21 protein-coding genes are annotated in these 21,521 nt (G+C 72.3%); 14 read left to right on the top strand and 7 right to left on the bottom strand.

Annotated elements, in window-relative coordinates; all coding sequences use genetic code 11:
- Nucleotides 1–121 precede the first annotated feature (121 nt).
- The 5 genes from ACFV6E_RS03075 to ACFV6E_RS03055 all read right to left on the bottom strand — a co-directional run bounded on the left by ACFV6E_RS03075 (nucleotide 122) and on the right by ACFV6E_RS03055 (nucleotide 4,990).
- On the bottom strand, nucleotides 122–1,093 hold the full coding sequence (locus ACFV6E_RS03075; protein ID WP_385459039.1) for a polysaccharide lyase family 1 protein: 972 nt from the start codon (nucleotides 1,091–1,093) through the stop codon (nucleotides 122–124).
- Between the two features lie 231 nt (nucleotides 1,094–1,324).
- Nucleotides 1,325–1,987, bottom strand: a complete 663-nt coding sequence (locus ACFV6E_RS03070) for a CoA transferase subunit B (protein ID WP_385459037.1) — start codon at nucleotides 1,985–1,987, stop codon at nucleotides 1,325–1,327.
- Nucleotides 1,988–2,021: 34 nt separating this feature from the next.
- A complete protein-coding gene (locus ACFV6E_RS03065) occupies nucleotides 2,022–2,777 on the bottom strand; it encodes a CoA transferase subunit A (protein ID WP_385459035.1) in 756 nt (251 codons plus the stop codon).
- A 12-nt stretch (nucleotides 2,778–2,789) separates the two neighbouring features.
- Nucleotides 2,790–3,461: a carboxymuconolactone decarboxylase family protein gene (locus ACFV6E_RS03060; RefSeq protein WP_385459033.1), complete on the bottom strand. Its 672-nt coding sequence runs from the start codon at nucleotides 3,459–3,461 to the stop codon at nucleotides 2,790–2,792.
- A 185-nt stretch (nucleotides 3,462–3,646) separates the two neighbouring features.
- Nucleotides 3,647–4,990 carry a hypothetical protein gene (locus ACFV6E_RS03055; protein ID WP_385459031.1) on the bottom strand — a complete coding sequence of 448 codons (1,344 nt, stop codon included), beginning with the start codon at nucleotides 4,988–4,990 and terminating at the stop codon, nucleotides 3,647–3,649.
- Between the two features lie 246 nt (nucleotides 4,991–5,236).
- On the opposite strand from ACFV6E_RS03055, the gene ACFV6E_RS03050 reads away from it, so the two are divergent.
- From ACFV6E_RS03050 to ACFV6E_RS03010, 9 genes are all read left to right on the top strand, one after another.
- Entirely contained in the window at nucleotides 5,237–6,100 is an 864-nt protein-coding gene (locus ACFV6E_RS03050) for an SDR family NAD(P)-dependent oxidoreductase (protein ID WP_385459029.1), read from the top strand.
- Nucleotides 6,093–7,181: an amidohydrolase family protein gene (locus tag ACFV6E_RS03045; RefSeq protein ID WP_385459027.1), complete on the top strand. Its 1,089-nt coding sequence runs from the start codon at nucleotides 6,093–6,095 to the stop codon at nucleotides 7,179–7,181. The genes ACFV6E_RS03050 and ACFV6E_RS03045 overlap by 8 nt, the downstream gene beginning before the upstream one ends.
- On the top strand, nucleotides 7,178–8,599 hold the full coding sequence (locus tag ACFV6E_RS03040; RefSeq protein WP_385459025.1) for an FAD-binding oxidoreductase: 1,422 nt from the start codon (nucleotides 7,178–7,180) through the stop codon (nucleotides 8,597–8,599). The genes ACFV6E_RS03045 and ACFV6E_RS03040 overlap by 4 nt, the downstream gene beginning before the upstream one ends.
- A 107-nt stretch (nucleotides 8,600–8,706) precedes the next feature.
- Nucleotides 8,707–10,059, top strand: coding sequence for an FAD-binding oxidoreductase (locus ACFV6E_RS03035; RefSeq protein ID WP_385459023.1), 1,353 nt, complete (start codon nucleotides 8,707–8,709; stop codon nucleotides 10,057–10,059).
- 71 nt (nucleotides 10,060–10,130) lie between these two features.
- Nucleotides 10,131–11,141 (top strand): ABC transporter substrate-binding protein, encoded by a 1,011-nt coding sequence (locus tag ACFV6E_RS03030; protein ID WP_385459021.1) that lies wholly within the window; start codon nucleotides 10,131–10,133, stop codon nucleotides 11,139–11,141.
- Nucleotides 11,142–11,159: 18 nt separating this feature from the next.
- Nucleotides 11,160–11,996, top strand: a complete 837-nt coding sequence (locus tag ACFV6E_RS03025; protein WP_385459019.1) for an ABC transporter permease — start codon at nucleotides 11,160–11,162, stop codon at nucleotides 11,994–11,996.
- Nucleotides 11,997–12,010: 14 nt separating this feature from the next.
- On the top strand, nucleotides 12,011–12,826 hold the full coding sequence (locus ACFV6E_RS03020) for an ABC transporter permease (RefSeq protein WP_385167390.1): 816 nt from the start codon (nucleotides 12,011–12,013) through the stop codon (nucleotides 12,824–12,826).
- Nucleotides 12,826–13,683 carry an ABC transporter ATP-binding protein gene (locus ACFV6E_RS03015; protein ID WP_385167389.1) on the top strand — a complete coding sequence of 286 codons (858 nt, stop codon included), beginning with the start codon at nucleotides 12,826–12,828 and terminating at the stop codon, nucleotides 13,681–13,683. The genes ACFV6E_RS03020 and ACFV6E_RS03015 overlap by 1 nt, the downstream gene beginning before the upstream one ends.
- Entirely contained in the window at nucleotides 13,680–14,084 is a 405-nt protein-coding gene (locus ACFV6E_RS03010; RefSeq protein ID WP_385167387.1) for a VOC family protein, read from the top strand. The genes ACFV6E_RS03015 and ACFV6E_RS03010 overlap by 4 nt, the downstream gene beginning before the upstream one ends.
- A 55-nt stretch (nucleotides 14,085–14,139) precedes the next feature.
- Here ACFV6E_RS03010 and ACFV6E_RS03005 read toward each other — a convergent pair whose 3' ends face one another.
- Both ACFV6E_RS03005 and ACFV6E_RS03000 read right to left on the bottom strand, forming a co-directional pair.
- Nucleotides 14,140–14,919 carry an SDR family NAD(P)-dependent oxidoreductase gene (locus tag ACFV6E_RS03005; RefSeq protein ID WP_385167386.1) on the bottom strand — a complete coding sequence of 260 codons (780 nt, stop codon included), beginning with the start codon at nucleotides 14,917–14,919 and terminating at the stop codon, nucleotides 14,140–14,142.
- Between the two features lie 47 nt (nucleotides 14,920–14,966).
- The gene (locus ACFV6E_RS03000) at nucleotides 14,967–15,728 is read right to left on the bottom strand and encodes an SDR family NAD(P)-dependent oxidoreductase (RefSeq protein ID WP_385459017.1); all 762 of its coding nucleotides are present in this window, start codon (nucleotides 15,726–15,728) and stop codon (nucleotides 14,967–14,969) included.
- A 109-nt stretch (nucleotides 15,729–15,837) separates the two neighbouring features.
- Here ACFV6E_RS03000 and ACFV6E_RS02995 point away from each other — a divergent pair, with 109 nt between their 5' ends.
- The 5 genes from ACFV6E_RS02995 to ACFV6E_RS02975 are packed head-to-tail and all read left to right on the top strand — an operon-like array spanning nucleotide 15,838 to nucleotide 21,507.
- The gene (locus ACFV6E_RS02995; RefSeq protein ID WP_385177774.1) at nucleotides 15,838–16,710 is read left to right on the top strand and encodes a fumarylacetoacetate hydrolase family protein; all 873 of its coding nucleotides are present in this window, start codon (nucleotides 15,838–15,840) and stop codon (nucleotides 16,708–16,710) included.
- Between the two features lie 4 nt (nucleotides 16,711–16,714).
- Nucleotides 16,715–17,548, top strand: coding sequence for a fumarylacetoacetate hydrolase family protein (locus ACFV6E_RS02990; RefSeq protein WP_385177776.1), 834 nt, complete (start codon nucleotides 16,715–16,717; stop codon nucleotides 17,546–17,548).
- On the top strand, nucleotides 17,545–18,780 hold the full coding sequence (locus tag ACFV6E_RS02985) for an amidohydrolase family protein (RefSeq protein WP_385459015.1): 1,236 nt from the start codon (nucleotides 17,545–17,547) through the stop codon (nucleotides 18,778–18,780). Before ACFV6E_RS02990 ends, ACFV6E_RS02985 begins: the two co-directional genes overlap by 4 nt.
- The gene (locus tag ACFV6E_RS02980) at nucleotides 18,777–20,126 is read left to right on the top strand and encodes a carboxylesterase/lipase family protein (RefSeq protein ID WP_385459013.1); all 1,350 of its coding nucleotides are present in this window, start codon (nucleotides 18,777–18,779) and stop codon (nucleotides 20,124–20,126) included. Before ACFV6E_RS02985 ends, ACFV6E_RS02980 begins: the two co-directional genes overlap by 4 nt.
- A 37-nt stretch (nucleotides 20,127–20,163) precedes the next feature.
- The gene (locus ACFV6E_RS02975; protein ID WP_385459011.1) at nucleotides 20,164–21,507 is read left to right on the top strand and encodes an SDR family oxidoreductase; all 1,344 of its coding nucleotides are present in this window, start codon (nucleotides 20,164–20,166) and stop codon (nucleotides 21,505–21,507) included.
- Nucleotides 21,508–21,521: the final 14 nt, after the last annotated feature.

Raw genomic sequence — 21,521 nt, 5'->3', positions numbered from 1 at the left:
CCCGGCTCCGGTGCCGGCGTGGCCGCGGTGGCGGAACCGTAGACGAGGGGCGGTCGGGCGGCAAGACCGGTGACTTGGGGATCACCGGCCCGGCCGCCCCGTTCCGCCGGCGGTGGGGGGATCAGATCTTGCCGACACCGGCGCCCGCGGTCACCGTCGCCTTGACGCCCGACGCCGACTGCGCGGAGTAGCTGTACGGGATGGAGGCCACGCTGCCGCCGGTCTGCCCGGAGCCGGAGTTGACGAAGTAGTTGTTCTTCGCCACGAGCGAGCCCGCGTCCGAGTCGCCCTCACCGAGGTGGAAGGGGTCGTCGGTGTTCTCGAAGTAGTTGCCCTCGACCAGTACGCCGGCGTTCTCGGTGGAGGCGACGCCGTAGGAGCTGACGTTGCTGAAGTAGTTGTTCAGCACGTGCACCGGGTTGCCGAAGCGGACGCGCGGGTTGCGCTGCGTCGTGCCGTCGAACCAGTTGAAGGCGTAGGTGACCTTCAGCTTGCCGGTGTCCTCGCTGGCGTTGTCGTCGGAGTGACCGAGCAGCATGTTCTTGTCCTGGTTGTGCGTGCGGTTCCAGGACACCGTGATGTTGGTGGACGACCGCTTGATGTCCACGGCGCCGTCGTAGGCGTTCGAGATGTCGTTGTGGTCGATGAACACGTTGGTCGAGTACTGCACGTTGATCGCGTCGTCGGCGGAGCCGGTGAACGTCAGGTTCTGGATGATGACGTTGCTGACGCTGGCGACGTTGAGGCCGTAGCCGGTGATCTTTCCTGCGGTACCGACGCCGACGATGGTCTTGTTCGAGGCGACCTTCGTCATCGACGACAGCGAGATGGTGCCGTTGACCCGGACCGTCTGCGTGGTGCTGCTCTGCACCGCCGAGATGAAGGCGGAGGCGGTGGTGACGGTCACCGTGCTGCCGCCGGCGCCGCCCGTGGTGGCGGCGCCGAACCCGATGGGGGCCGCGGCCAGCGCCGCCGTCGTGTCCTGCGCGCCGGTGGTGGAACCGCTGGCGGTGGTGGCTCCGATGACCGCCAGGGCGACGGCGCTCGCCGCCGTGGCCCCTGCCAGGGTGAACCGTGCGCTCGTCCTGCGCATGTTGTTCTCCGTCCGTGGGGTTAGTGGAGAAGGTGTCGTGCTGTGGGGGTGCACCACCGGGGCCGCGCGGTCGGCTTGTTGTGAGACTAGGGGGACGGCTGTGGACGATGACGGGCCGTGTGTGGACTATTGCGTTCCGCGGCGTGTGCTACTCGCGTTGAGCGGCGTGCGTCCGCGGGAACGCGTCGGATGAGGGGCCCGGCGGCCGCGGGGGCGCGCCCGGCTCGTGGCTCACGTCCGCGGCGGTGCGGCCGGCTCGGTGGCTTCCGTTCGCAGCGGTGCGGCCGTGCGGGCCGCTATCTCCTCCGGGTGGACGCCCGGTGCCCTCTCCACGAGGACGAAGCCGCCGGGGGTCACGTCGATGACGCCCAGGTCGGTCACGACCCGGTGCACGCACGCCCGGCCGGTGAGCGGCAGCGTGCAGCGCCGGACCAGTTTGGGGCTGCCGTCCTTGGCGGTGTGGTCCATGAGGACGATGACGCGGCGGGCCCCGTGCACGAGGTCCATCGCCCCGCCCATGCCTTTGATCATTTTGCCGGGGACGCTCCAGTTGGCCAGGTCGCCGGCGGCGGAGACCTGCATGGCGCCGAGCACGGCGATGTCGACGTGGCCGCCGCGGATCATCCCGAAGGAGAGCGCCGAGTCGAAGAAGGAGGCGCCGGGCAGCACGGTGACCGTCTCCTTCCCGGCATTGATCAGATCCGGGTCCACCTCGTGCGCGTAGGGGTAGGGGCCGGTGCCGAGGATGCCGTTCTCGGAGTGCAGGGTGACGTGCACGCCCGGCGGGAGGTGGCCGGGGATCGCCGTGGGCAGTCCGATGCCCAGGTTGACGTACGAACCGTCGGTCAGTTCCTCGGCGGCGCGGGCCGCCATCTGCTCGCGGGTCCAGGCCATCAGCGCCGCACCGTCCTCTGCTCGATCGTGCCCATCAGACCCGTACCGTCCTCTTCTCGATCTTCTTCGCGGCCGCCTGCTCGGGGGTGAGGACGACGACGCGCTGGACGAACACCCCGGGCACATGGACGTGTTCGGGGTCGAGGGTGCCCGGGGCGACGAGCTCCTCCACCTCGGCGACGGTGATCCGTCCGGCCATCGCGGCCAGGGGGTTGAAGTTGGCGGCGGCCCGGCGGAACACCAGGTTGCCGTGGTGGTCGCCGCGCCAGGCACGGACCAGGGCGTAGTCGGTGGTGATGCCCTCTTCCAGCACGTACGTCCGGCCACCGAAGGTGCGGGTCTCCTTGGGCGGCGAGGCCACGGCCGTGCCGCCTCCGGGCGCGTACCGCCAGGGCAGGCCGCCCTCGGCGATCTGGGTGCCGACGCCGGCCGGGGTGTAGAAGGCCGGTATGCCGCAGCCCCCGGCGCGCAGCCGCTCGGCGAGGGTGCCCTGCGGGACGAGCTCGACCTCCAGCTCGCCGGAGAGGTACTGCCGGGCGAACTCCTTGTTCTCGCCCACGTACGACCCGGTCACCCGGTCGATGCGGTGGGCGGCGAGCAGGATGCCGAGCCCCGCGCCGTCCACGCCGCAGTTGTTGGACACGACCGACAGTCCGGTGGCGCCCTGCTCGTACAGGGCGCCGATCACGACGTCGGGGACTCCGCTGAGGCCGAAGCCGCCGACCGCGAGGGACGAGCCGTCGGCGATGTCGTGGACCGCCTCGGCGGCGGTCGCGCACACCTTGTTCACGGGGGCGGGCTCCTAAGTCTCGGGATCTTCGGGGTTCTCGGGGTTCTCGGGGTTCTCGAGGTGTGGGGGTGCCGGGACGGCGAAGAGGCGCAGTTGCAGCGCGAGCGTCGCGTAGTAGCCGACGAGGGTGGACAGCTCGAAGAGGGTGCGCTCGCCGAGGGCGGCGCGGGCGGAGGCGTACCAGGCGTCGTCGAGTCCGTCCGCGCGGCCGGACAGGGCGCGGACGGCGGACCAGGCGGCGTGCTCGAACGGGTCGGTCAGGCCGGGGTCGCCGCCCGTGCGCAGGGCGCGTATCTCCGCGTCGGTGAGTCCGGCGGCCCGGCCGACGGGTTCATGGGCGTAGCGCTCGAAGTCGCTGTCCCACTCGGCGGCCACGACGAGGACGGCGGTCTCGCGGACGCGGGGCGGCAGCCCTGTGCGGTAGCGGATCGCCGAGCCGAGGGCCTGGAGGGCGCCGCCCAGCGGCGGGCTGAACAGCATGGCGTTGAACGGGCCGTTGAGGCGTCCCTCGGCGTCGGTGAGCGCGAAGAGCTGGGGTCCGTCGGCGCGGGGGCCGCCGGTGATCTCCTCGTACAGGGCGCGTTGTCCGGCGTCGAGCCGGTGCGGTTCGAGCAGGGGCAGCCGGCCGGCGTCGGGGGACGCGGGCGTGCGGGGTTCAGGGGTGTCGGTGGTCGGCTCGCGCATACAAATCGTGTCCTCGTGCGGAAGGATGCTGTGCTCTGCCGGCGGATGCTTCTGCTCATTCATCGGACGAGCCATGCGATTCGGTTCACGCCGTGCGCAGGATTCGCCCGACGTCAGACCTGTCGGACCCGTCAGACCTGTCGGACCTGTCGGACCCGTCAGACCCGTCAGACCTGTCGGACCCGTCAGGAACCGGACCCGGCCTTCACCTCGTCGGCCAGCCCAGCCAGTTCGGCGTCCGTGATCAGCCGGCGCTCGCGGGCCATCAGCGCGCGGGCCCGCCGCAGTACTTCGTCGACCTGACCGGTGGTCGTGAGCTCGGCACCCAGCTCGGTCAGCTTGTCCGTGAGGGTGTAGGGGCCGCTGTCCGGGGTGAAGGGGACCTTGCGGGCGTTGCCGAAGAGGGCGGGCTCCAGGCAGTTGTGGAGCAGCGGGTCGACGGCGGTCTCCTGGGTGATGAGGTCCATCCCGCCCCAGGAGAAGGCGCTGACTCCGGTGACCGGGTGGTTCCAGGCGAGGTGGTAGCCGGTCAGGTCCTCGCCGGCGCGGGCCAGGTCCGTCAGCCGCTCGGTGCGGATGCCGGTGCGCACGCCGTACAGCACCTCGAAGGCGGTCGCGGTGGCGGCCAGGTCGGCGTTGCCGGGGCCGCCGCAGTAACCGTTGACGGACAGTTCGACGACGTCGGCCCCGGCCCGTACGGAGCTGACGGCGCAGCCGACGGCGAGCCCGAAGGTGTTGTGCGGGTGCAGGCCGACCTGGACGGCGGGGGCGAGCTGCTTGGTGCGGGTGACCAGGTGGGCGTAGGCCTCGGGGCTCACGGCGCCCGGCCCGTCGAAGAGGGTGAGCTCGGTGGCGCCCGCGCCGGCCAGGGCGGTGACCGACTCCTCCAGGACCTCGTCGGTGAGGTAGGAGACCATCAGCATCGGCACGATGGCGTCGAGGCCGCGCGTCCGGGCGTGCCGGATGAGCGGGACGGCGCGGGCGAGCACGTCGGCACGGCTGCGCACGGGAGCGCCGGCGCGCCAGTCGTCGCCACGCCAGGCCTGCTGGTAGACGGCCGGGTTGTAGATCAGCGACGCCTCGCCGAGGCCCTGTACCCAGATCTGTACGGCGTCGTAACCGGCGTCGGCGGCGCGGTCGATGTCCTCGGTGGTGCGCAGCAGCGGCAGTACGGCGCGGCAGTCCGGGGCCTCGCCCTTGACGCGTTCGACCTCGGCCCGCAGCGCGTTGTCGTCGCGGCCCGCGAGCCCCGCGGTGACGACCTCGCGGACGCCCACGCCGATGAGCCGGCGCAGATACGCCTCCTTGGCCTCGGGGGTGGCGACGACGCCGGGCAGGGTCTCGACCGAGCGCAGGGTGGCGTCGCGCAGCCGTACGGAGGGCGGCATGGTCCCGCTGACCTCCGGGCGGCGGTTGAGCGGGCTGACCGACCAGCGCCCCGGCTCGTACGCGCCGGGCTCGCGCTTGGCGGCCAGTTCGGCCCGGAAACGGGCGATCTCCTCTTCGGTGAACACCGCCGGCTTGTCCATGGGTCCCTCCCGGGTGGGTGTCTCGGTCCGTTTCCGGCCTCCGCGACCGCTCCGGCCGCTTCCCCATCCAAGCATTCCGCCCGCATTCTGTCGACACTCACGCGATAACGGATAGCCACTCACCGCTCTGTACTGCATTTTCATCGCCGAGTGTTTACTTTCTGTCGACACTCTCCGACACTGTCGACAACTCGGCGGCCGCTCGCGCAAGCAGTCGCCGTCCGACCCGAACCGAAGGAGAACACCGTGACGGCAGACGCGCCCGGCGCAGCCCCGGGCCCCCGCCCCGACTCCGACGCACACGGGCCCCGCCGGGGGCGCCTCGCGGACCGGATCGCGGTGATCAGCGGCGCCGGCAGTGTCGGCCCCGGCTGGGGCAACGGCCGCGCCACCGCGATCGTCTTCGCCCGCGAGGGCGCCACCGTGTACCTCACCGACCGCGACGAGGACGCGCTGGAGGTCACCGCCCGGCAGATCCGCGAGGAGGGCGGCACCGCCCACACCCAGGTCCTCGACGTGACCGACCCCGACGGCGTCCAGGGCTACCTGGAGGAGACCGCGCGGCGGGCCGGACGCATCGACGTACTCGTCAACAACGTCGGGGGTTCCCGGCACGGCGGGGTGGCCGAACTCTCCCTGGAGGACTGGGACAGCCAGCTCCGCACCAACCTCACCACCGCCTTCCTGGCGTGCAGGAGCGTCGTGCCGATCATGCGGCGGGGCGGTGGCGGCGCCATCGTCAACACCGCCTCGGCGTCCGGGCAGCGCTGGACCGGCGCCGCCCAGGTCGGCTACGCGTCGGCCAAGGCGGCGGTCATCCAGCTCTCCCGGGTCACGGCCGTGCAGTACGCGCCGGACGGCATCCGCGTGAACACCGTGGTCCCCGGCCAGTTGCACACCCCGATGGTCGAGGCGCGGCTCGCGGGGCAGCGCGCGGGCGGCGACGTCGGGAAGCTGCTCGCCCAGCGGCAGGCCCGCATCCCGCTCGGCTTCATGGGGGACGGCCGCGACACCGCGTACGCCGCGCTGTTCCTGGCCTCCGACGAGGCCCGGTTCGTCACCGGCACGGAGATCGTCGTCGACGGCGGAATGACGGCCCGCTGTGACTGAGCCCGCCCTCACCGAAGCCGCCCTGACCGGAAGCCCCGTGGCCGGGAGCCCCCTGGCCGGAACCCCCTTGGCCGAAGCCGCCCGTCCCGAGACGGCCCGTACCGAGACGGCCCCTGCCGAAGCCGCCCGCGCCGAGGCAGACAAGACGGCGACCGCCGTCCCCCGCGCACCGGCCCCGCGGCCTCCCGCGACCGCCCCCTCCCCCGGCTGCCCGCCCCCGCACCCCTCCCCGCGCAGACCCGGCCTGGTGCTGCCGCCCGGCAGCTGTGACGCGCACTGCCACATCTTCGGCCCGGCCGACGTCTTCCCGTACGCGGCCGAGCGCACCTTCACCCCGTTCGACGCGCCCAAGGAGCACCTGGCCGCGCTCCACGCGCACCTGGGCCTGTCCCGTGCCGTGGTGGTGCAGTCCTCGTGCAGCGGAGTCGACCACCGGGGGCTGGTCGACGCCCTGGAGGCCGGGGCGGGGCGGCTGCGCGGCGTGGCGCTGATCGGCGAGACGACCACCCGGGCGGAGATCGAGGAACTGCACCGGGCCGGGGTGCGCGGTTTCCGCCTCAACTTCCTGCCGCATCTGCGCAGCGCGCCGACCCGCGAGGAGATCGACTCGGTCCTCGCGCGCGTGGACGGCCTCGGCTGGGTCGCCGAACTGCATCTCGCCGGGCGGGAGGCGGCCGAGTACGAGCACGTCATCCGCGCGTTCCCGGGCCGGGTCGTGATCGACCACCTGGCCCGGGTCGACCTGACGGAGGGGTACGGCAGCGCCCCGCTGCGCAGCCTGCGCGCCCTGCTCGACACGGGGAACGTCTGGCTGAAGGTCAGCGGCGTCGACCGGGTGTCGCGGCAGGGCCCGCCCTACGCCGACGCCGTGGCGCTGGCCGCGTCGTTCGTGACGTACGCGCCCGAGCGGGTGGTGTGGGGCACCGACTATCCGCACGTGAACATCGAGGGTGCCGCCCCGGACGACGGGCTGCTGGTCGACCTGCTCGCGGACATCGCGCCGGACCCCGCCCATCTGCACCGGCTGCTGGTCGACAACCCGGCCGGCCTCTTCGACTTCCCGCCGGTGGAGGACGTATGACCGACTTCGACGGAGTCCTTCTCACCCGGGGCTCCCGGGGCTACGAGGCCGCGCGGCTCGGCGCGGTGTGGAACGAGCGCAAGCCCGACCGCCACCCCGAGGCCATCCTGCTCGCCGCGAGCGACCGGGACGTCCAGCGCGGGGTGCGCCACGCCGCGGTCCGCGGCCTGCGGGTCTCGGTGCGCTCCGGCGGGCACAGCTGGATCGGCAGCGGGATCCGCGACGGGGGCCTGCTGATCGACCTGTCCGCGCTGGACGAGGTGACCATCGACACCGCGCAGCGCCGCGCCACCGTCCGGCCCGCCGTCCAGGGCACCCGCTTCAACGCGCTGCTGGCGGCCGAGGGTCTGGTCTTCCCCAGCGGCCACTGCCCCTCGGTGGGGGTCGGCGGCTTCCTGATCGGCGGCGGCTACGGCTGGAACTCCCGTGCGCTCGGCCCGGCCTGTTTCAGCGTCGAGGCGGTGGACGCCGTCCTGGCCGACGGCAGCCTGGTGCACGCCACCGACGAGAGCCACCCCGACCTGATGTGGGCGGTGCGCGGCTCGGGCCCCGGTTTCTTCGCCATCGTCACGCGCTTCCACCTGCGCGTGTATCCGGCGTACGACGAGATCCTGCGCAGCTTCTACGTCTTCCCGGAGGAGCTGCGCGACGAGGTGCTGGCCTGGACGTACGACACCGTGCCCGAGGTGTCCGACGCCCTGGAGATGTCCGCGAAGGTGGCCTTCTCCCCGGGCGCCGGGCGGCCGACGACGATGATCACCGCGGCGGCCTTCTGCACCCCGGGCACGGGCCCGGAGATGCTGGATCCGCTGGAGCGGGCGCCCTTCCTCCAGCACGCCCTGCGCAAGGCGGAGCGCGTGCCGTCGACACTCGACGACCTGTACGCACTCTCCGACGCGCTCACCCCCAAGGGCAACCGGTACGCCGTCGACGGGATCTGGACCGACGCCCCGGCGCGGGAGGTGCTGGACGCCGGCCGGCCGCTGCTCGAAGAACTGCCGACCCGCGAGAGCTTCCTGCTGTGGATGCTGTGGGGCGGGCAGCCGACCCGGGAGAACGCCTGCTGGTCCACACAGGCCCGGCTGTACTTCTCCCCCAACGCGGTCTGGCAGGACCCCGCCGACGATCTGCGCACCGAGCTGTGGGCGCACGAGGCACTGCGCGCCATGGCCCCGGTCGCGCGCGGCACGCAGTTCGCCGACGCCAACCCGGCCGACCGGCCCGACCACGGGCTCGAACCGGCGCAGGCGGCACGCCTGGAGCGGCTGCGGCGGCGCTACGACCCCGAGGGCCTGTTCCGCACCTACCTGTCTCCCGCGGAGTCCACGACGGCACTCGCGCTCCACCGTCACCATCTGCCGATTAGTGTCGACAGAGACCGCGAAATAGGGCTTCCTGACCCCTTGACCCCCTCTTAGTGTCGACAGTAACGTCCCGATTGCCGCACCATCCCAAGGAGACACAGTTGTCCAGGTCGCCCGGTACGCCGCCCGAGCCCTCGCCCGCTCCGCACTCTGCCCAGGCTATGCGCGGAGCCGTCGTCCGCCGAGGGGACGAATCCTATGAACCGGCCCGCCTCGACGCGGTCTGGAACGAGCGCAAGCCGGACCGGTTCCCCGACGTCATCGTCATGGCCGAGAACGAGCGGGACGTGGTCCTCGCCGTGCGCCACGCGCGCGCCGAGGGCATGCGGGTCTCCGTGCGCTCGGGCGGGCACAGCTGGGTCGGCAACGGCGTACGGGACGGCGGCCTGCTGATCGACCTCTCCCGCCTGACGGAGATCACCGTCGACCCGGAGGCCCGTACCGCCGCCGTGCAGCCGTCGGCCAAGGGGCCCGCCGTCCAGGAGGCGCTGGCGCCGCACGGCCTGTTCTTCCCCACCGGGCACGCGCCGACCGTGGGCATCGGCGGCTTCATCCTCGGCGGCGGCTACGGCTGGAACTCCCGCCATCTCGGACCCGCCTGCCTGAGCATCCGCGCCATCGACGTGGTGCTCGCCGACGGCACCCTGGTGCACGCCACCGACGACAACCACCCCGACCTGCTGTGGGCGGCGCGGGGCAGCGGCCCCGGCTTCTTCGGCGTCGTCACCCGCTTCTACCTGGACGTGTACGAGCGCCCGACCAGCATCGTGCGCACGGTGCACAGCTACCCGCTCGCCCTGCGCGACGAGGTGCTGGCCTGGACGTACGACCTGCTGGACACCCTGCCCAGCATGGTGGAGTTCTCCGCCAAGGTCGGCTTCACGCCCGGACTCGGCGCCCAGGCCGTCTCCGTGACCGCCACCGCCTTCTGCACCCCGGAACACGGCCCCGAGGCGCTGGCGCCCCTGGAGGACGCGCCCTTCCGTGACCGGGCCCTGCGCGCAGTGGTCGCCGAGGAGACCACCATCGAGGAGCTGTACGACATCGCGGACCGCCTCAACCCGGCCGGCCTGCGCTGGGCCGTGGACGGGGTGTGGGCCGAGGGCGACGCGGCCGGACTGCTGCGCGCCGCCGCGCCCGTACTGGACGCCATGCCCGGCGGCATCAGCTTCGTGCTGTGGATGCTGTGGGGCCACTACCCGCCGCGCCCGAACGCCTGCTGGTCGGCGCAGGCCAAGGCGTACCTCTCCCCCAACTCGGGCTGGCACGACCCGGCGCAGGACCTGCGCCACGAGGACTGGGTGCACGGGTCGCTGGCCGGGGTGCAGCACCTGTCCAAGGGCCTGCAATTCTCCGACAACAACGTGGCGGACCGCTTCGACCACGGCCTCAGCCCCGAGAACGCCGAACGGCTGGAGAAGATCCGCGCCGTGTACGACCCCGACGGGCTCTTCCGCACCTACATGGCGCCCGCCGAGTCCACCACCGCCTACGCGGCCGACCGCCGCCCGTAAACCCCCCTTCTCAGCGCACGCCCCGCACCGCACCCTCATCGAGCCGCATCCGTGCAAAGGAGCACAACGTCATGCCGAAGAGCAGGAGAAACCCGTGGCGCCGACTCTCCGTCGCGGTGGTGACGCTGGCCGTCGCCGCGCCCGTCGCCGCCTGCGGCTCGGGCGACTCCACCGCCGCCACCAGCAGTGACGGCAAAGCCAAGATCACCGTGCTGCGCTCCAACGGCTCGCTCTTCGAGCCGCTCTTCATCGCCCAGCAGCAGGGCTACTTCAAGGACGCGGGTCTGGACGTCACCATCAAGGCCGGCGCCCAGGACACCTCGCAGAACGCCCCGTCCGTCCTCAACGGCGAGGCCCAGTTCGCGATGACGGACAGCTCCGGCTTCCTCAAGGGCGCCGCGAAGAAGATGCCCATCCGCATCGCGACCGGCCTGGTGACCGCCACCAACAAGACCGAACCCACCGACGGTCTGCTGGTGAAGAAGTCCAGCTCCATCGACTCCTTCGCCGACCTGGAGGGCAAGACGGTCGGCCTCTCGGCGCTCGGCGGCACGATCCAGTTCATCGTCGAGTACCTGGTCGAGAAGGACGGCGGCGACCCGGAGAAGGTCAAGTTCGTCTCCCTGCCGACCACCTCGCTCACCGACGCGGCCAGCAGCGGCAAGACCGACGCCGTCTACTCCTTCGGCGCCTTCTACGCGGCCGGCAAGCAGGCCGGGCTGCGCTCGATCGGCAACGGCATGAACGACCTGCCCGGCATCACCCAGGGCGTGCTCTTCGCCGGCCAGGAGTACCTGTCGAAGAACGCCGCCACGGCGAAGAAGTTCACCGGCGCCATCGCCAAGGCGATCACCTACGCCAACGCGCACCCCGAAGCGGTCAAGGCGATCGACAAGGAGTACACCCAGCTCTCCGACGACTTCATCGACAACTCCGAGATCGCCTACTACGACAAGTCCATCAACACCAAGGTGATGCGGACCGTCATCACGAAGATGAACGAGTACGGCATCCTCACCAGCGCCCCGAAGGACGACGCCCTGTACTGGGACGGGGTCTCCACCGTCACCTCCACCAGCTGACCCGGCCGAGGAAGCACCATGGCTACTTCACTCACCGAGCGGCGCCCCGCCAAAGCCGGGGTGCCGCCCGCCCGCCGCGCGGGGCGCCCCGGACGCCACCGGCTCCGGCTCCTCCAACTCGCCGCCGTCCTGGTGGCGCTCGGCCTCTGGGCGGCGGTCGCGGCGGCGGGCCTGGTGACCGCGACGGCCCTGCCGGGACCCGGCGCGGTGTTCGGGAAGTTCCCCGCGCTGCTCGGCAGCGCCACGTACTGGCAGGCGGTGGGCGAGACCCTGCGCGGCGCCGTCACCGGCTTCGCCCTGGCGGCCGTCGCCGGCATCCCGCTGGGCCTGGCCACCGGCACCTACGCCGCCGCCGAGCGCTCCTCGCGGCTCCTGGTCGACGTGCTGCGCTCGTTCCCCGTCATCGCGCTGCTGCCGGTGTTCCTGCTGGTCCTGGGTTCGACCCCGACGATGAAGGCCACCGTCGTCTTCATCGCCTGCGTCTTCCCGGTCTTCCTCCAGGCCCAGTACGGCGCCCGGACCGTGACCCCGATGATCGACGAGACGGTGCGCAGCTACCGCATCCCGCGGCATCTGCACTTCCGCAAGGTGGTGCTGCCCAGCGCCACGCCCTCGGTCATGACCGGGCTGCGGCTCGCGGCGACCACCTCGGTGCTCGTGGCCATCGGGGTCGAGGTGCTCACCACGCTGCCCGGCATCGGCCACGAGGTGGTCCAGTCGCAGCAGGGCGACGCCTCCGCGCAGGCGTACGCGTACATCCTCACCGCGGGTGCGATCGGCTACACGATCAATCTGCTGTCCCAGATCACCGAACGGCTGCTGCTGCGCCGGCGCCCGCCCGCGCACACCGACTGAGAAGGGAGGCCGACATGGACGACAACCGCTCCGGCGCCCTGTGGCGGTCCGCGCTGGTCCAGCTCTGGCTGCCGGTCCTGGTCGTCGCCGTACTGCTGCTGGCCACCGCCGGCAACACCAGTTTCTACTTCCCGCCGGCCACCGACGTGCTCGCCACCCTGTGGCGGGAGCTGGTCCACGGCGGGCTCGTGGGCGATCTGCTGTTCTCGCTGCGCAACATCGCCGCGGGCCTGGCCATCGCGACCGCCGTCGGCGTCGGCGCCGGGCTCGTCATCGGCGAGGTCGAGCTGCTGCGCCAGATCACCGCCCCGCTCCTGGACTTCGCCCGCGCGACGCCGACCGTGGCGTTCGTGCCCGTCATCATCCTGACCCTGGGCATCGGCTCGGGCCCGAAGATCTTCCTGATCGCGTTCGGCTCGCTCTGGCCGATCCTGCTGAACACCATCAGCGGCGTGCACGGCATCAACCCGGCCGTGCACGAGACCGCGCACAGCTACCGCGTCCCCTGGCGGCTGCGGCTGCTGAAGGTGGTGCTGCCCGGTGCGCTGCCGCAGATCTTCGCCGGCATCCGCGTCGCCCTGTCCATCGCGGTGGTCCTGATGGTGGTCAGCGAGATCTACGGCTCCCCGGTGGGCCTCGGCAACTTCATCCTGCAAAGCGGCTCCAGCTTCGCCGTCCCGGAGACCTGGGCCGGCACCGTCCTGATCGGCATCCTCGGCTACGGCCTGAGCGTGCTGCTCCTCGCGGCCGAGTACGTGCTGCTCGGCTGGTACCACCAGCGTCCGCCCCGTACCCGGCGGACCGAGACCCGGAACGAGGTCGAGTCGTGATGCAGCGGCATCTGAAAGCGGGCGGATCCAGCCTGGTCGTACGGGACGTCTGCAAGTCGTTCGGGCACGGCGCGGACGAGCACCGGGTGATCGAGGGCCTGTCGCTGCGGGTGGACCCCGGTGAGTTCGTCTGTGTCGTCGGCCCGTCCGGCGCGGGCAAGACGACCCTGCTGCGCTGTCTTTCCGGACTGACCCGCCCCACTTCCGGCACCGTCCACTACGGGGACACGCCCCTGACCCGGCCGCTCGCCGACATCGCGGTGGTCTTCCAGGACTACCGGGGTTCGCTGATGCCCTGGATGCGGGTACGGGACAACGTCGCCTTCCCGCTGGAGGGAGTCGGCGTCAAGCGGGCCGAGCGGCGCCGGCGGGCCGACGAGTGCCTGGCCGCCGTCGGCCTCGAGGACGTCGGCGACAAGTACCCCTGGCAGCTGTCGGGCGGTATGCAGCAGCGGGTCGCCATCGCCCGCGGGCTCGCCTACGAGGCCCCGGTGCTGCTGATGGACGAGCCGTTCGGCTCGGTGGACGCCCAGTCCCGCTTCGACCTGGAGGACCTGGCCCTGTCGCTGCGCGAGCGGCTCGGCATCACCGTCATCGTCGTCACCCACGACATCGACGAGGCCGTCTACCTGGGCGACCGGGTCGTGGTGCTCGGCGGCCGGCCCACCTCCGTCGTCGACAACCTCACCGTCGACCTGGGCCGGGACCGCGACCAGCTCACCACCCGCGCCGACCCCCGCTTCGCCGGCCTGCGCACGCGCGTGCTGACCCTGATCCGCGGCGGCCGGGGGGACCAAGAGACTTCCGAGCGGTCCACGAGGACGGCACCGGCCGCGCGGGAAGTGATCCAGAAGTGATCCGCTTCGACCACGTGGGGCTCTCGGTGCCCGACCTGGAGGCCGCGGCGCGGTGGTACTGCGCCGCGCTCGGCCTGAGTGCCGCACCCGCCTTCCAGGTCGCGGGCACCGATCTGCGCGGGGTGATGCTGCTGCACGACAGCGGCTACCGCGTCGAGTTGCTGCACCGCCCGGGGGCCCGGCCCGGCCCCGTGACGGACACCCCGCTGGACGCGGCCGGCACGCTGGGCTTCGGGCACATGTGTCTGTGCGTCGAGGACGTGGACGCCGAGTTCGCCCGGCTGACCGGGCTCGGCGCGACGACCGCCATGGCTCCGCAGGCGGCGCCGCGCCCCGGCGCCCGGATGGCCTTCGTCCGCGACCCGTACGGCAATCTGATCGAACTGCTCGACCGTAAGTGACCCCATGCGGGAGGGGCCCCGGACAGGTGTCCGGGGCCCCTCCCGTGTGCGCCGTTCAGGCGCCGATCATGTTGTAGCCGCCGTCGGCGATGAGGAAGCCGCCGGTGATGTGGTGGGCGTCCTCGGTGGCCAGGAACAGCGCGGCGCCCGCCAGTTCCTGCGGGCCCGGGATGCGGCCCATCGGCGTCAGCTCGCGCAGCTTGTCCCCGCGTCCGCTCTTCCAGTCGTCCCGGCCGAGCGTCGCCTCGGTCTCGATGAAGCCGGGCGCGAAGACGTTGACGCGGACGGCCGGGGCGAAGGCGTGGGCGTAGGACTTGGTGAGGCCGATGATCCCGTACTTGGCCGCCGCGTACTGCGGGGCGCGGGCGCTGCCCCGGGCCACCACCGTGGAGCCGATGTTGACGATGGCGCCGCCGCCCTCCTGCTCCAGCATGCGGGCGCCGAACTCGTGCGTGCACAGCAGGGTGCCCTTGATGTCGACCGCGAGGACGTGGTCGACGGACTCCTCGGTGATGTCGCGCCAGGACATCTGCTCGCGGGCCACGTCACCGACGTTGTTCACGGCGACGTCGAGCCGGCCGAAGTGCTCGAAGACGTCGTCGGCCATCCGCTTGATCTGGTCGTGCTCGGCGATGTCGGCCTGGACGACGAACGCCTTGCGGCCGAGCGCCGTCACGCGCTCCGCGGTGCGTTCCGCGCCCGCGCGCGAACTGCGATAGTGGACCGCGACGTCGGCGCCCTCCTGGGCGGCCCGTACCGCGATCTCGGCACCGAAGCCGGTACCGGCGCCGGTGACCAGGACGGTCTTTCCGGTGAAGCGCTGGGAGTGGGTCATGGGAGCTCCGTTCCAACGAGGTGTCGTACGAGGGTGCGGCGGCGCTGTCATACGAGGGTGCGGCCGCCGTCGGCGTAGAGCACGTGTCCGGTGACGAACGCGGCCTCCGCCGAGGCGAGGAAGAGCACGGGACCGACCAGGTCGTCCGTGCGGCCCAGGCGCCCGGCGGGCACCAGCGCCTCCATCGACGCGCGCATGCCGGGCTCGGCGAGGTAGGCGCGGGTCAGGTCGGTCTCGGTGTAGCCGGGGGCCACCGCGTTGACGGTGACGCCGTCGGCGGCCCATTCGCGGGCCATCACGCGCATGAGCTGGTTGACGCCGCCCTTGGTGGCCGCGTACGGCGCGTGGTCGCGGTGGGCGAGCAGGCCCGAGACGGAGGAGAGGTAGACGATCCGGCCGTAGCCGCTCGCCACCATGCGGGCGCCGACGGCCCGGCCGAGCCGGAAGGCGCTGCTCAGGTTGATGCCGACCAGCCGCTCCCACACGTCGTCGGGGGTTTCGAGCACGGGTCTGCGGTCGTTGGCGCCGACGGCGTGCACGAAGACGTCGAGGCCGCCGAGCCGTTCGGCGGCCTCGGTGACGGCGCGCGCGCAGCCGTCGCCGTCGGAGAGGTCGGCGGTCAGGCCGTGCACGGCGCCGAATCCCTCGGCGGTACGGGTCCTGCTGACCTTGGCCAGTTGTTCGGGGTCGCGGTCCACCACGACCACGTCGGCGCCGGCGTCCGCCAGGGCCTGGGCCACGGCGGCTCCGATGCCTCCGGCGCCGGCGACGAGCGCGCGGGTCCCGGAGAAGTTCCACTGGGTCTGCATGGATCGGACCGTAATGGACGCGAGAACAAGGTGTCCACACTTCACCCCACTATTGACGGCCCCAATCGCTTGATGCAGGCTGAGTGTCGACAGTTGCTAGGAGGTCTTGATGAAGCTGGTGACATTCGACGAGGGGCTCGTGGGGCGCCTCGACGGGGACACGGTGATCGAGCTCGACGTCCCGTCGACGCGGGCGTTCTTCGAGCGCGAGGGCCGGGCCGGGGAGACGGGGCGGACGTTCGCGCTCGCCGACGTCCGGCTGCGCGCCCCGATCACACCGAAGAAGTTCTTCCACACGGCCGGGAACTTCCGCGAGCACCACGAGGATCTGGAACGCGTCGACTGGTCCCACCCCGTCAACAAGGGCATCGTCTTCTTCCAGAACGTGGACGCGATCATCGGCCCGGACGAACCGATCGTCCATCCCGCCCATCTGACCCGGGAGATGGACTACGAGCTGGAGCTCGCGGTGGTCATCGGCAAGCCGGGCAAGTTCTTCACCGCCGAGCAGGCCGCCGAACACATCGCGGGCTACCTGGTCTTCAACGACATCACCGCGCGCGACATCCAGCGCAAGGAGATGGAGTCGGGCGTCTTCTCCTTCTCCAAGGCCATCGACACCTTCTGCCCGATCGGCCCGTACATCGTGACCGCCGACGAGATCGGCGACCCGCACGATCTGGACATGGAGCTGCGGGTCAACGGCGACGTGCGCCAGAAGTCCAACACCTCGCGCATGTCGGTGTCGATCCCGCAGCTCGTGGCGTACCACTCCCCGCAGACCTACAGCGCGGGCGACCTCATCACCACCGGCACGATCGCCGGGGTCGCGGCGAGCACCGCCGACCCGTTCGCGAACTACCTGAAGCCCGGTGACGTGGTCGAGGCGGAGATCGAGAAGCTGGGCGTGCTGCGCAACCGGGTGGTGTCCTGGCAGGAGGCGTACGGCAGCGAAGAGCCCCCAGCGGAACAGTGGGTGTGACGGCATGCGGATCGCCAATCTCGCGGGCCGGCCGGCCCTGCTGACCGGCGGCGGGGCCGTCGACGTGGCCGCCGGCGGCTTCGACCCCGGCCCGGACGCGGTCTTCCGCCAGTGGGACGCGCTGCTCGACTGGTCCGCCGGGGTCGACCCGGCGACGGCCGTCCCGTACCAGGAGTCCGATCTCCTCGCCCCGGTTCCCGAGCCGCGCCAGGTCTTCGCCGTCGCCCTCAACTACCGCCCGCACACCGCCGAGGCGGGGTACGAGGAACCGGCCGAGCCGCTGATCTTCACCAAGTTCCCCAGCTGCCTCACAGGTCCGTGCACCACGATCGGGCTGCCGCCCGGTCATGTCGACTGGGAGCTGGAGATGGTCGCCGTCATCGGCCGCGACGCCCACCGGGTGCCGGCCGAGAAGGGCTGGGAGCCGGTGGTCGCGCTGACCGTGGGACAGGACCTGTCCGAGCGGGTCTCGCAGCTCGCGGGGCGGCCCGCGCAGTTCTCGCTGGGCAAGTCCTTCCCCGGCTTCGGCCCGGTGGGACCCGCGCTGGTGAGCCTCGGCGACGTACCGGACCGCGACGACCTGGAACTGACCTGCGAGCTGAACGGGGAGCCGGTCCAGCACGACCGCACCTCGAACATGATCTTCCCGGTGCCGGAGCTGGTCGCCCGGATCAGCGCCGTCTGCCCGCTGCGGCCCGGCGACCTGATCTTCACCGGCACCCCCGCGGGCGTCGGCAACCGCCGGACCCCGCAACGCTTCCTCACCCCCGGCGACACCCTGGTCAGCAGGATCGGGGGGCTCGGCGAGATGCGGCACACCTTCAGGAGCGCACCATGAGCGGCAGCAGCAGCGGGAAGACCCTCTTCACCGACGTCCAGGTCTTCGACGGCACCGGACGAGACCCCTTCGCCGCCGAGGTCCTCGTCGAGGGCAACCGCATCGCGAAGGTCGGACACCGCATACCGGCCGGGCTGTGGGCCGGGGCGCGGGTGGTCGAGGGCGGTGGCGGCACCCTGCTGCCGGGACTCGTGGACTCCCACACCCACCTCGGCTTCGGCTCCACCGTCGAACACCGCTCGCTGCGCCGGGACGAACCCGACGAGGAGAAGGCCCTGCTGGTCGCGCACGCCGGGCGCGTCATGCTGGACCACGGCATCACCAGCGCCTACTCGGGCGGCAACCGGCTGCCCCGTACGGAGACCGCCGCGCGCAAGGCGTTCGCCGAGGGCTGGATGCCGGGGCCGCGGTTCAAGGCCGCCTCCTGGGAGGGCACGGCGGGCATGCGCACACCGGGGGTCTACGACTTCCCCGGCATCGACGGCCGGGCCTCCGACCCGGACTCGGTGAGCGGCTTCGTCGGGGAGATGGCGGACCTGGGTGTCGACATCGTGAAGCTGTCCCTGTCGGGCGAGAGCGCGGTGGTGCAGGGCACCTCCCGGATCGTGCAGTTCACCGAGGAGGAGGTCGCCGCCGCGTCGGCCGTCGCCCGCGAACGCGGGGTGTGGCTCACCGCGCACGCGCACGCCGCCGAGTCGGTCAAGATGGCCGTACGGCACGGCATCCGGGCCGTCTACCACTGCACGTTCGCCGACGAGGAAGCCCTCGACCTGCTGGAGGCGGCCCGCGACCGGCTGTTCGTGGCGCCCACCCCCGGCATCATCTACGCCAATCTGCACGAGGCCGACAGCGAGCCCGAGCCCGGTATGGAGGTCGAGGCCACCGAGAAGGCGGTCCGGCAGGTCGTGCCCGAGCTCGTGCGGCGCGGCATCCGGGTCGTCCCCGGCGGCGACTACGGCTTCCCGTGGAACCCGGTCGGCCGCAATCTGCGCGACCTCCAGCTGTTCGTGGAGTGGTTCGGCTTCACCCCGGCCGAGGCACTGCGGGCCGCCACCCAGTACGGCGGCCAGGTCATGGACATGGGCGACGAACTCGGCCTGGTCCGCGAGGGCTGCCTGGCCGACCTCGTGCTGGTCGACGGCGACCCGCTGGACGACATCTCCGTCCTCCAGGACCCCGGCCGGCTCGCCGCGATCATGAAGGACGGCGCGCTGCACAAGGCGCGCGCATGACGGCTCCGCGCGCCCGCACGGTCACCGGGCGGCTGCTCGGCGCGTGGGACGGCTCCGTGGCCGTGTTCCGCGGGGTGCCCTTCGCCGAGCCGCCGGTCGGCGCGGGGCGCTGGCGGCCCCCGCGGCGCGCGGCGGGCTGGGACGGCGAGCGCCCCGCGGACCGCTTCGCGCCCGCGCCCCTGCAACCGCAGCCGCCGCGCGACTCGGTCATGTACCGCGCCAACTTCGACGACCGGCAGGCCCTGGTGATGAGCGAGGACTGCCTCTACCTGAACGTGTGGACGCCCGAGCCCTCCCCCGCCGCCGGGCTCCCGGTCATGGTCTGGATCCACGGCGGCGGCAACCGCTACGGGTACGGCTCTCAGGACATCCACGACGGCGCCGCCATGGCCGCCCGCGGCCTGGTCGTCGTCACCCTCAACCACCGCCTCGGCGCGCTCGGCTTCCTCGCCCACTCCGGGCTGGCCGCCGAGGACGACGCCGGCGCGTCGGGCAACTACGGGATGCTCGACATCCTCGCCGCGCTGACCTGGGTCCGGGAGAACATCGCGGCCTTCGGCGGCGACCCGGACCGGGTGACCCTGGCGGGCAACTCCGCCGGAGCCGCCCACATCTGCCATCTGATGGCCTCGCGGGCGGCCCGCCCGCTCTTTTGTGGCGCCATCGGGCAGAGCGCCTCCGGGGTGGGCCGCGCGGAGGGCCCGCTGCCGGGCCAGGAGGACGCCCAGAAGCTGGGCCTTGCGTACGCGGACGGCTTCGGCGCCCGTGACATCGGCGCGCTGCGCCGCGTCTCGGGCGTCGAGCTGGTCGTGCGCGGTCACTTCGGTCCCGTCGTGGACGGCAGGCTGCTCACCGAGCCGACCGACGGCGTCTTCGCCGCGGGCCGCCAGCACGCCGTCCCGCTGCTGCTCGGCACCAACTCCGACGAAGGCACGGTGTACGCGTCCGCCGCGGAGGACGCGGGGACCGTGGGGGACGCGCGCTTCACCGGCCCCGTCTGGCAGTGGGCCCGTACGCACGCCGCCACCGCGGCCACCTGGATGTACCGCTTCACCCGCAGGCCACCGCTGCCGCCGGGCCTGCCCGACCTCGGCGTCCACCACACCGCCGAACTCCCCTACGCGCTGGACACTTTGGCGATGCGGCGCGGCTGGCCGTGGCAGGACACCGACCGGCGTCTCGCGGCCGTCATGGCCGGCACCTGGGCGCGGTTCGTGGCCACGGGCGACCCGGGCGGGGCCGGGTTGCCGCCCTGGCCGCGGTTCACCGGCCCCGACGAGACACCCGTGATGCTCTTCGGCGACACCGTCGAACCGGGTGTCCTGCGCGCGCCCCGGCAGCGGTGAGCCGCGCGCTCCCCTACAGCAGTGAGAAAGGAAGACCGTGGCACGACTCCCGGGTACCGACGGGAGCGGGGACATCGCGGACCGCATCCGGGCACGGCGGGGCGGAGCCCTGCGGCCGCTCGACCGGATGCTGCTGCACAGTCCCCCGCTCGCCGACGGCTGGAACAGCCTGCTGGGCGCCGTACGGCAGCGCATGACGCTGCCCGCCGGCCTCCGTGAGCTGGTGATCCTCAGGATCGCCGTGCTCAACCGGGCCGGCTACGAGTGGACGGCGCACGAGCCCGAAGCGCGCGCCGCCGGGCTCGGCGACCGGCAGCTCGCGGCCGTCCGCGCAGCGGACGCCGCGCACCATCCTGACCTCGACGCGCGGCAGCGCCGGGTCGTCGCCTACACCGACGCCATGACCCGGCAGGTACACGTCCCCGACGCCGTGTTCGACGCGCTGCGCGCCGACTTCGCCGAGGCGGAACTGGTGGAGCTGACCGCGACGGCGGCCGCGTACAACATGGTGTCCCGTTTTCTCGTCGCCCTCGATGTGGCGGACCCGTCCGGCAAGGCACCTCACGACCAGGAGGAGAAGGAGAACATGAGCGAGCAGCGGGACGGCGCCGGCGGCAGGCTCGGCGGCAAGGTCGCCCTCGTCACCGGCGCGGGCGCCGGTATCGGGCAGGGCTGCGCGCTGCTCTTCGCCGAGCAGGGCGCGACGGTCGTCGGCTGCGACATCGACCCGGCCGCGGCGGAGCGCACCCGCAAGCTGGCCGCCGAGCGCGGACTCGCCCTGGACGTGCTGGCGCCGTACGACATGACCGACCCGGACGACGCCCGGCGCTTCGCCGACGAGGCGTATCAGCGGTACGGCCGCGTGGACGCGCTGGTGACGGCCGGGGCCATCGCGCCGCACATGGCCACCGCCGCCGACATGGACTTCGAGGACCAGTGGACCCCGACGATGCGGGGCGAGGTCGACGTCGTGTTCCTGCCGGTGCAGGCCGCCTGGCGGTACATGGAGGCGTCGGGCGGCGGCTCGATCATCAACTTCGCCTCGGTGAACGCCTTCCGGGGCAGCGGCACGTTCGGGATGGTCGCGCACTGCGCGGGCAAGGCGGCCGTGCTCGGGCTGACCCGGCAACTGGCCGCGGAGGGCGGCCCGATGGGCATCCGCGCCAACACCATCTCCCCCGGCATGGTGCGTACGCCCGCCACCGAGTCGGCCGGCGCCCACGAGGGAGCGGCCCAGCAGGCGCTGCTGAGCCGCATTCCGCTCGGCCGGGTCGGCACGCCCGAGGACATCGCCTGGTGCGCGGTCTACCTGGCCTCGGACGAGTCGGCGTGGGTCACCGGCGGCAACTTCCCGGTGGACGGCGGGGTGCTCGCCAAGTAGCCCCCGCGCACCGG

It is taken from the genome of Streptomyces sp. NPDC059785 (assembly GCF_042732375.1).
GTDB lineage: Bacteria > Actinomycetota > Actinomycetes > Streptomycetales > Streptomycetaceae > Streptomyces.
Note: the sequence above shows the minus strand (reverse complement) of the source record. Positions and strands in the feature narration are given on the sequence as shown.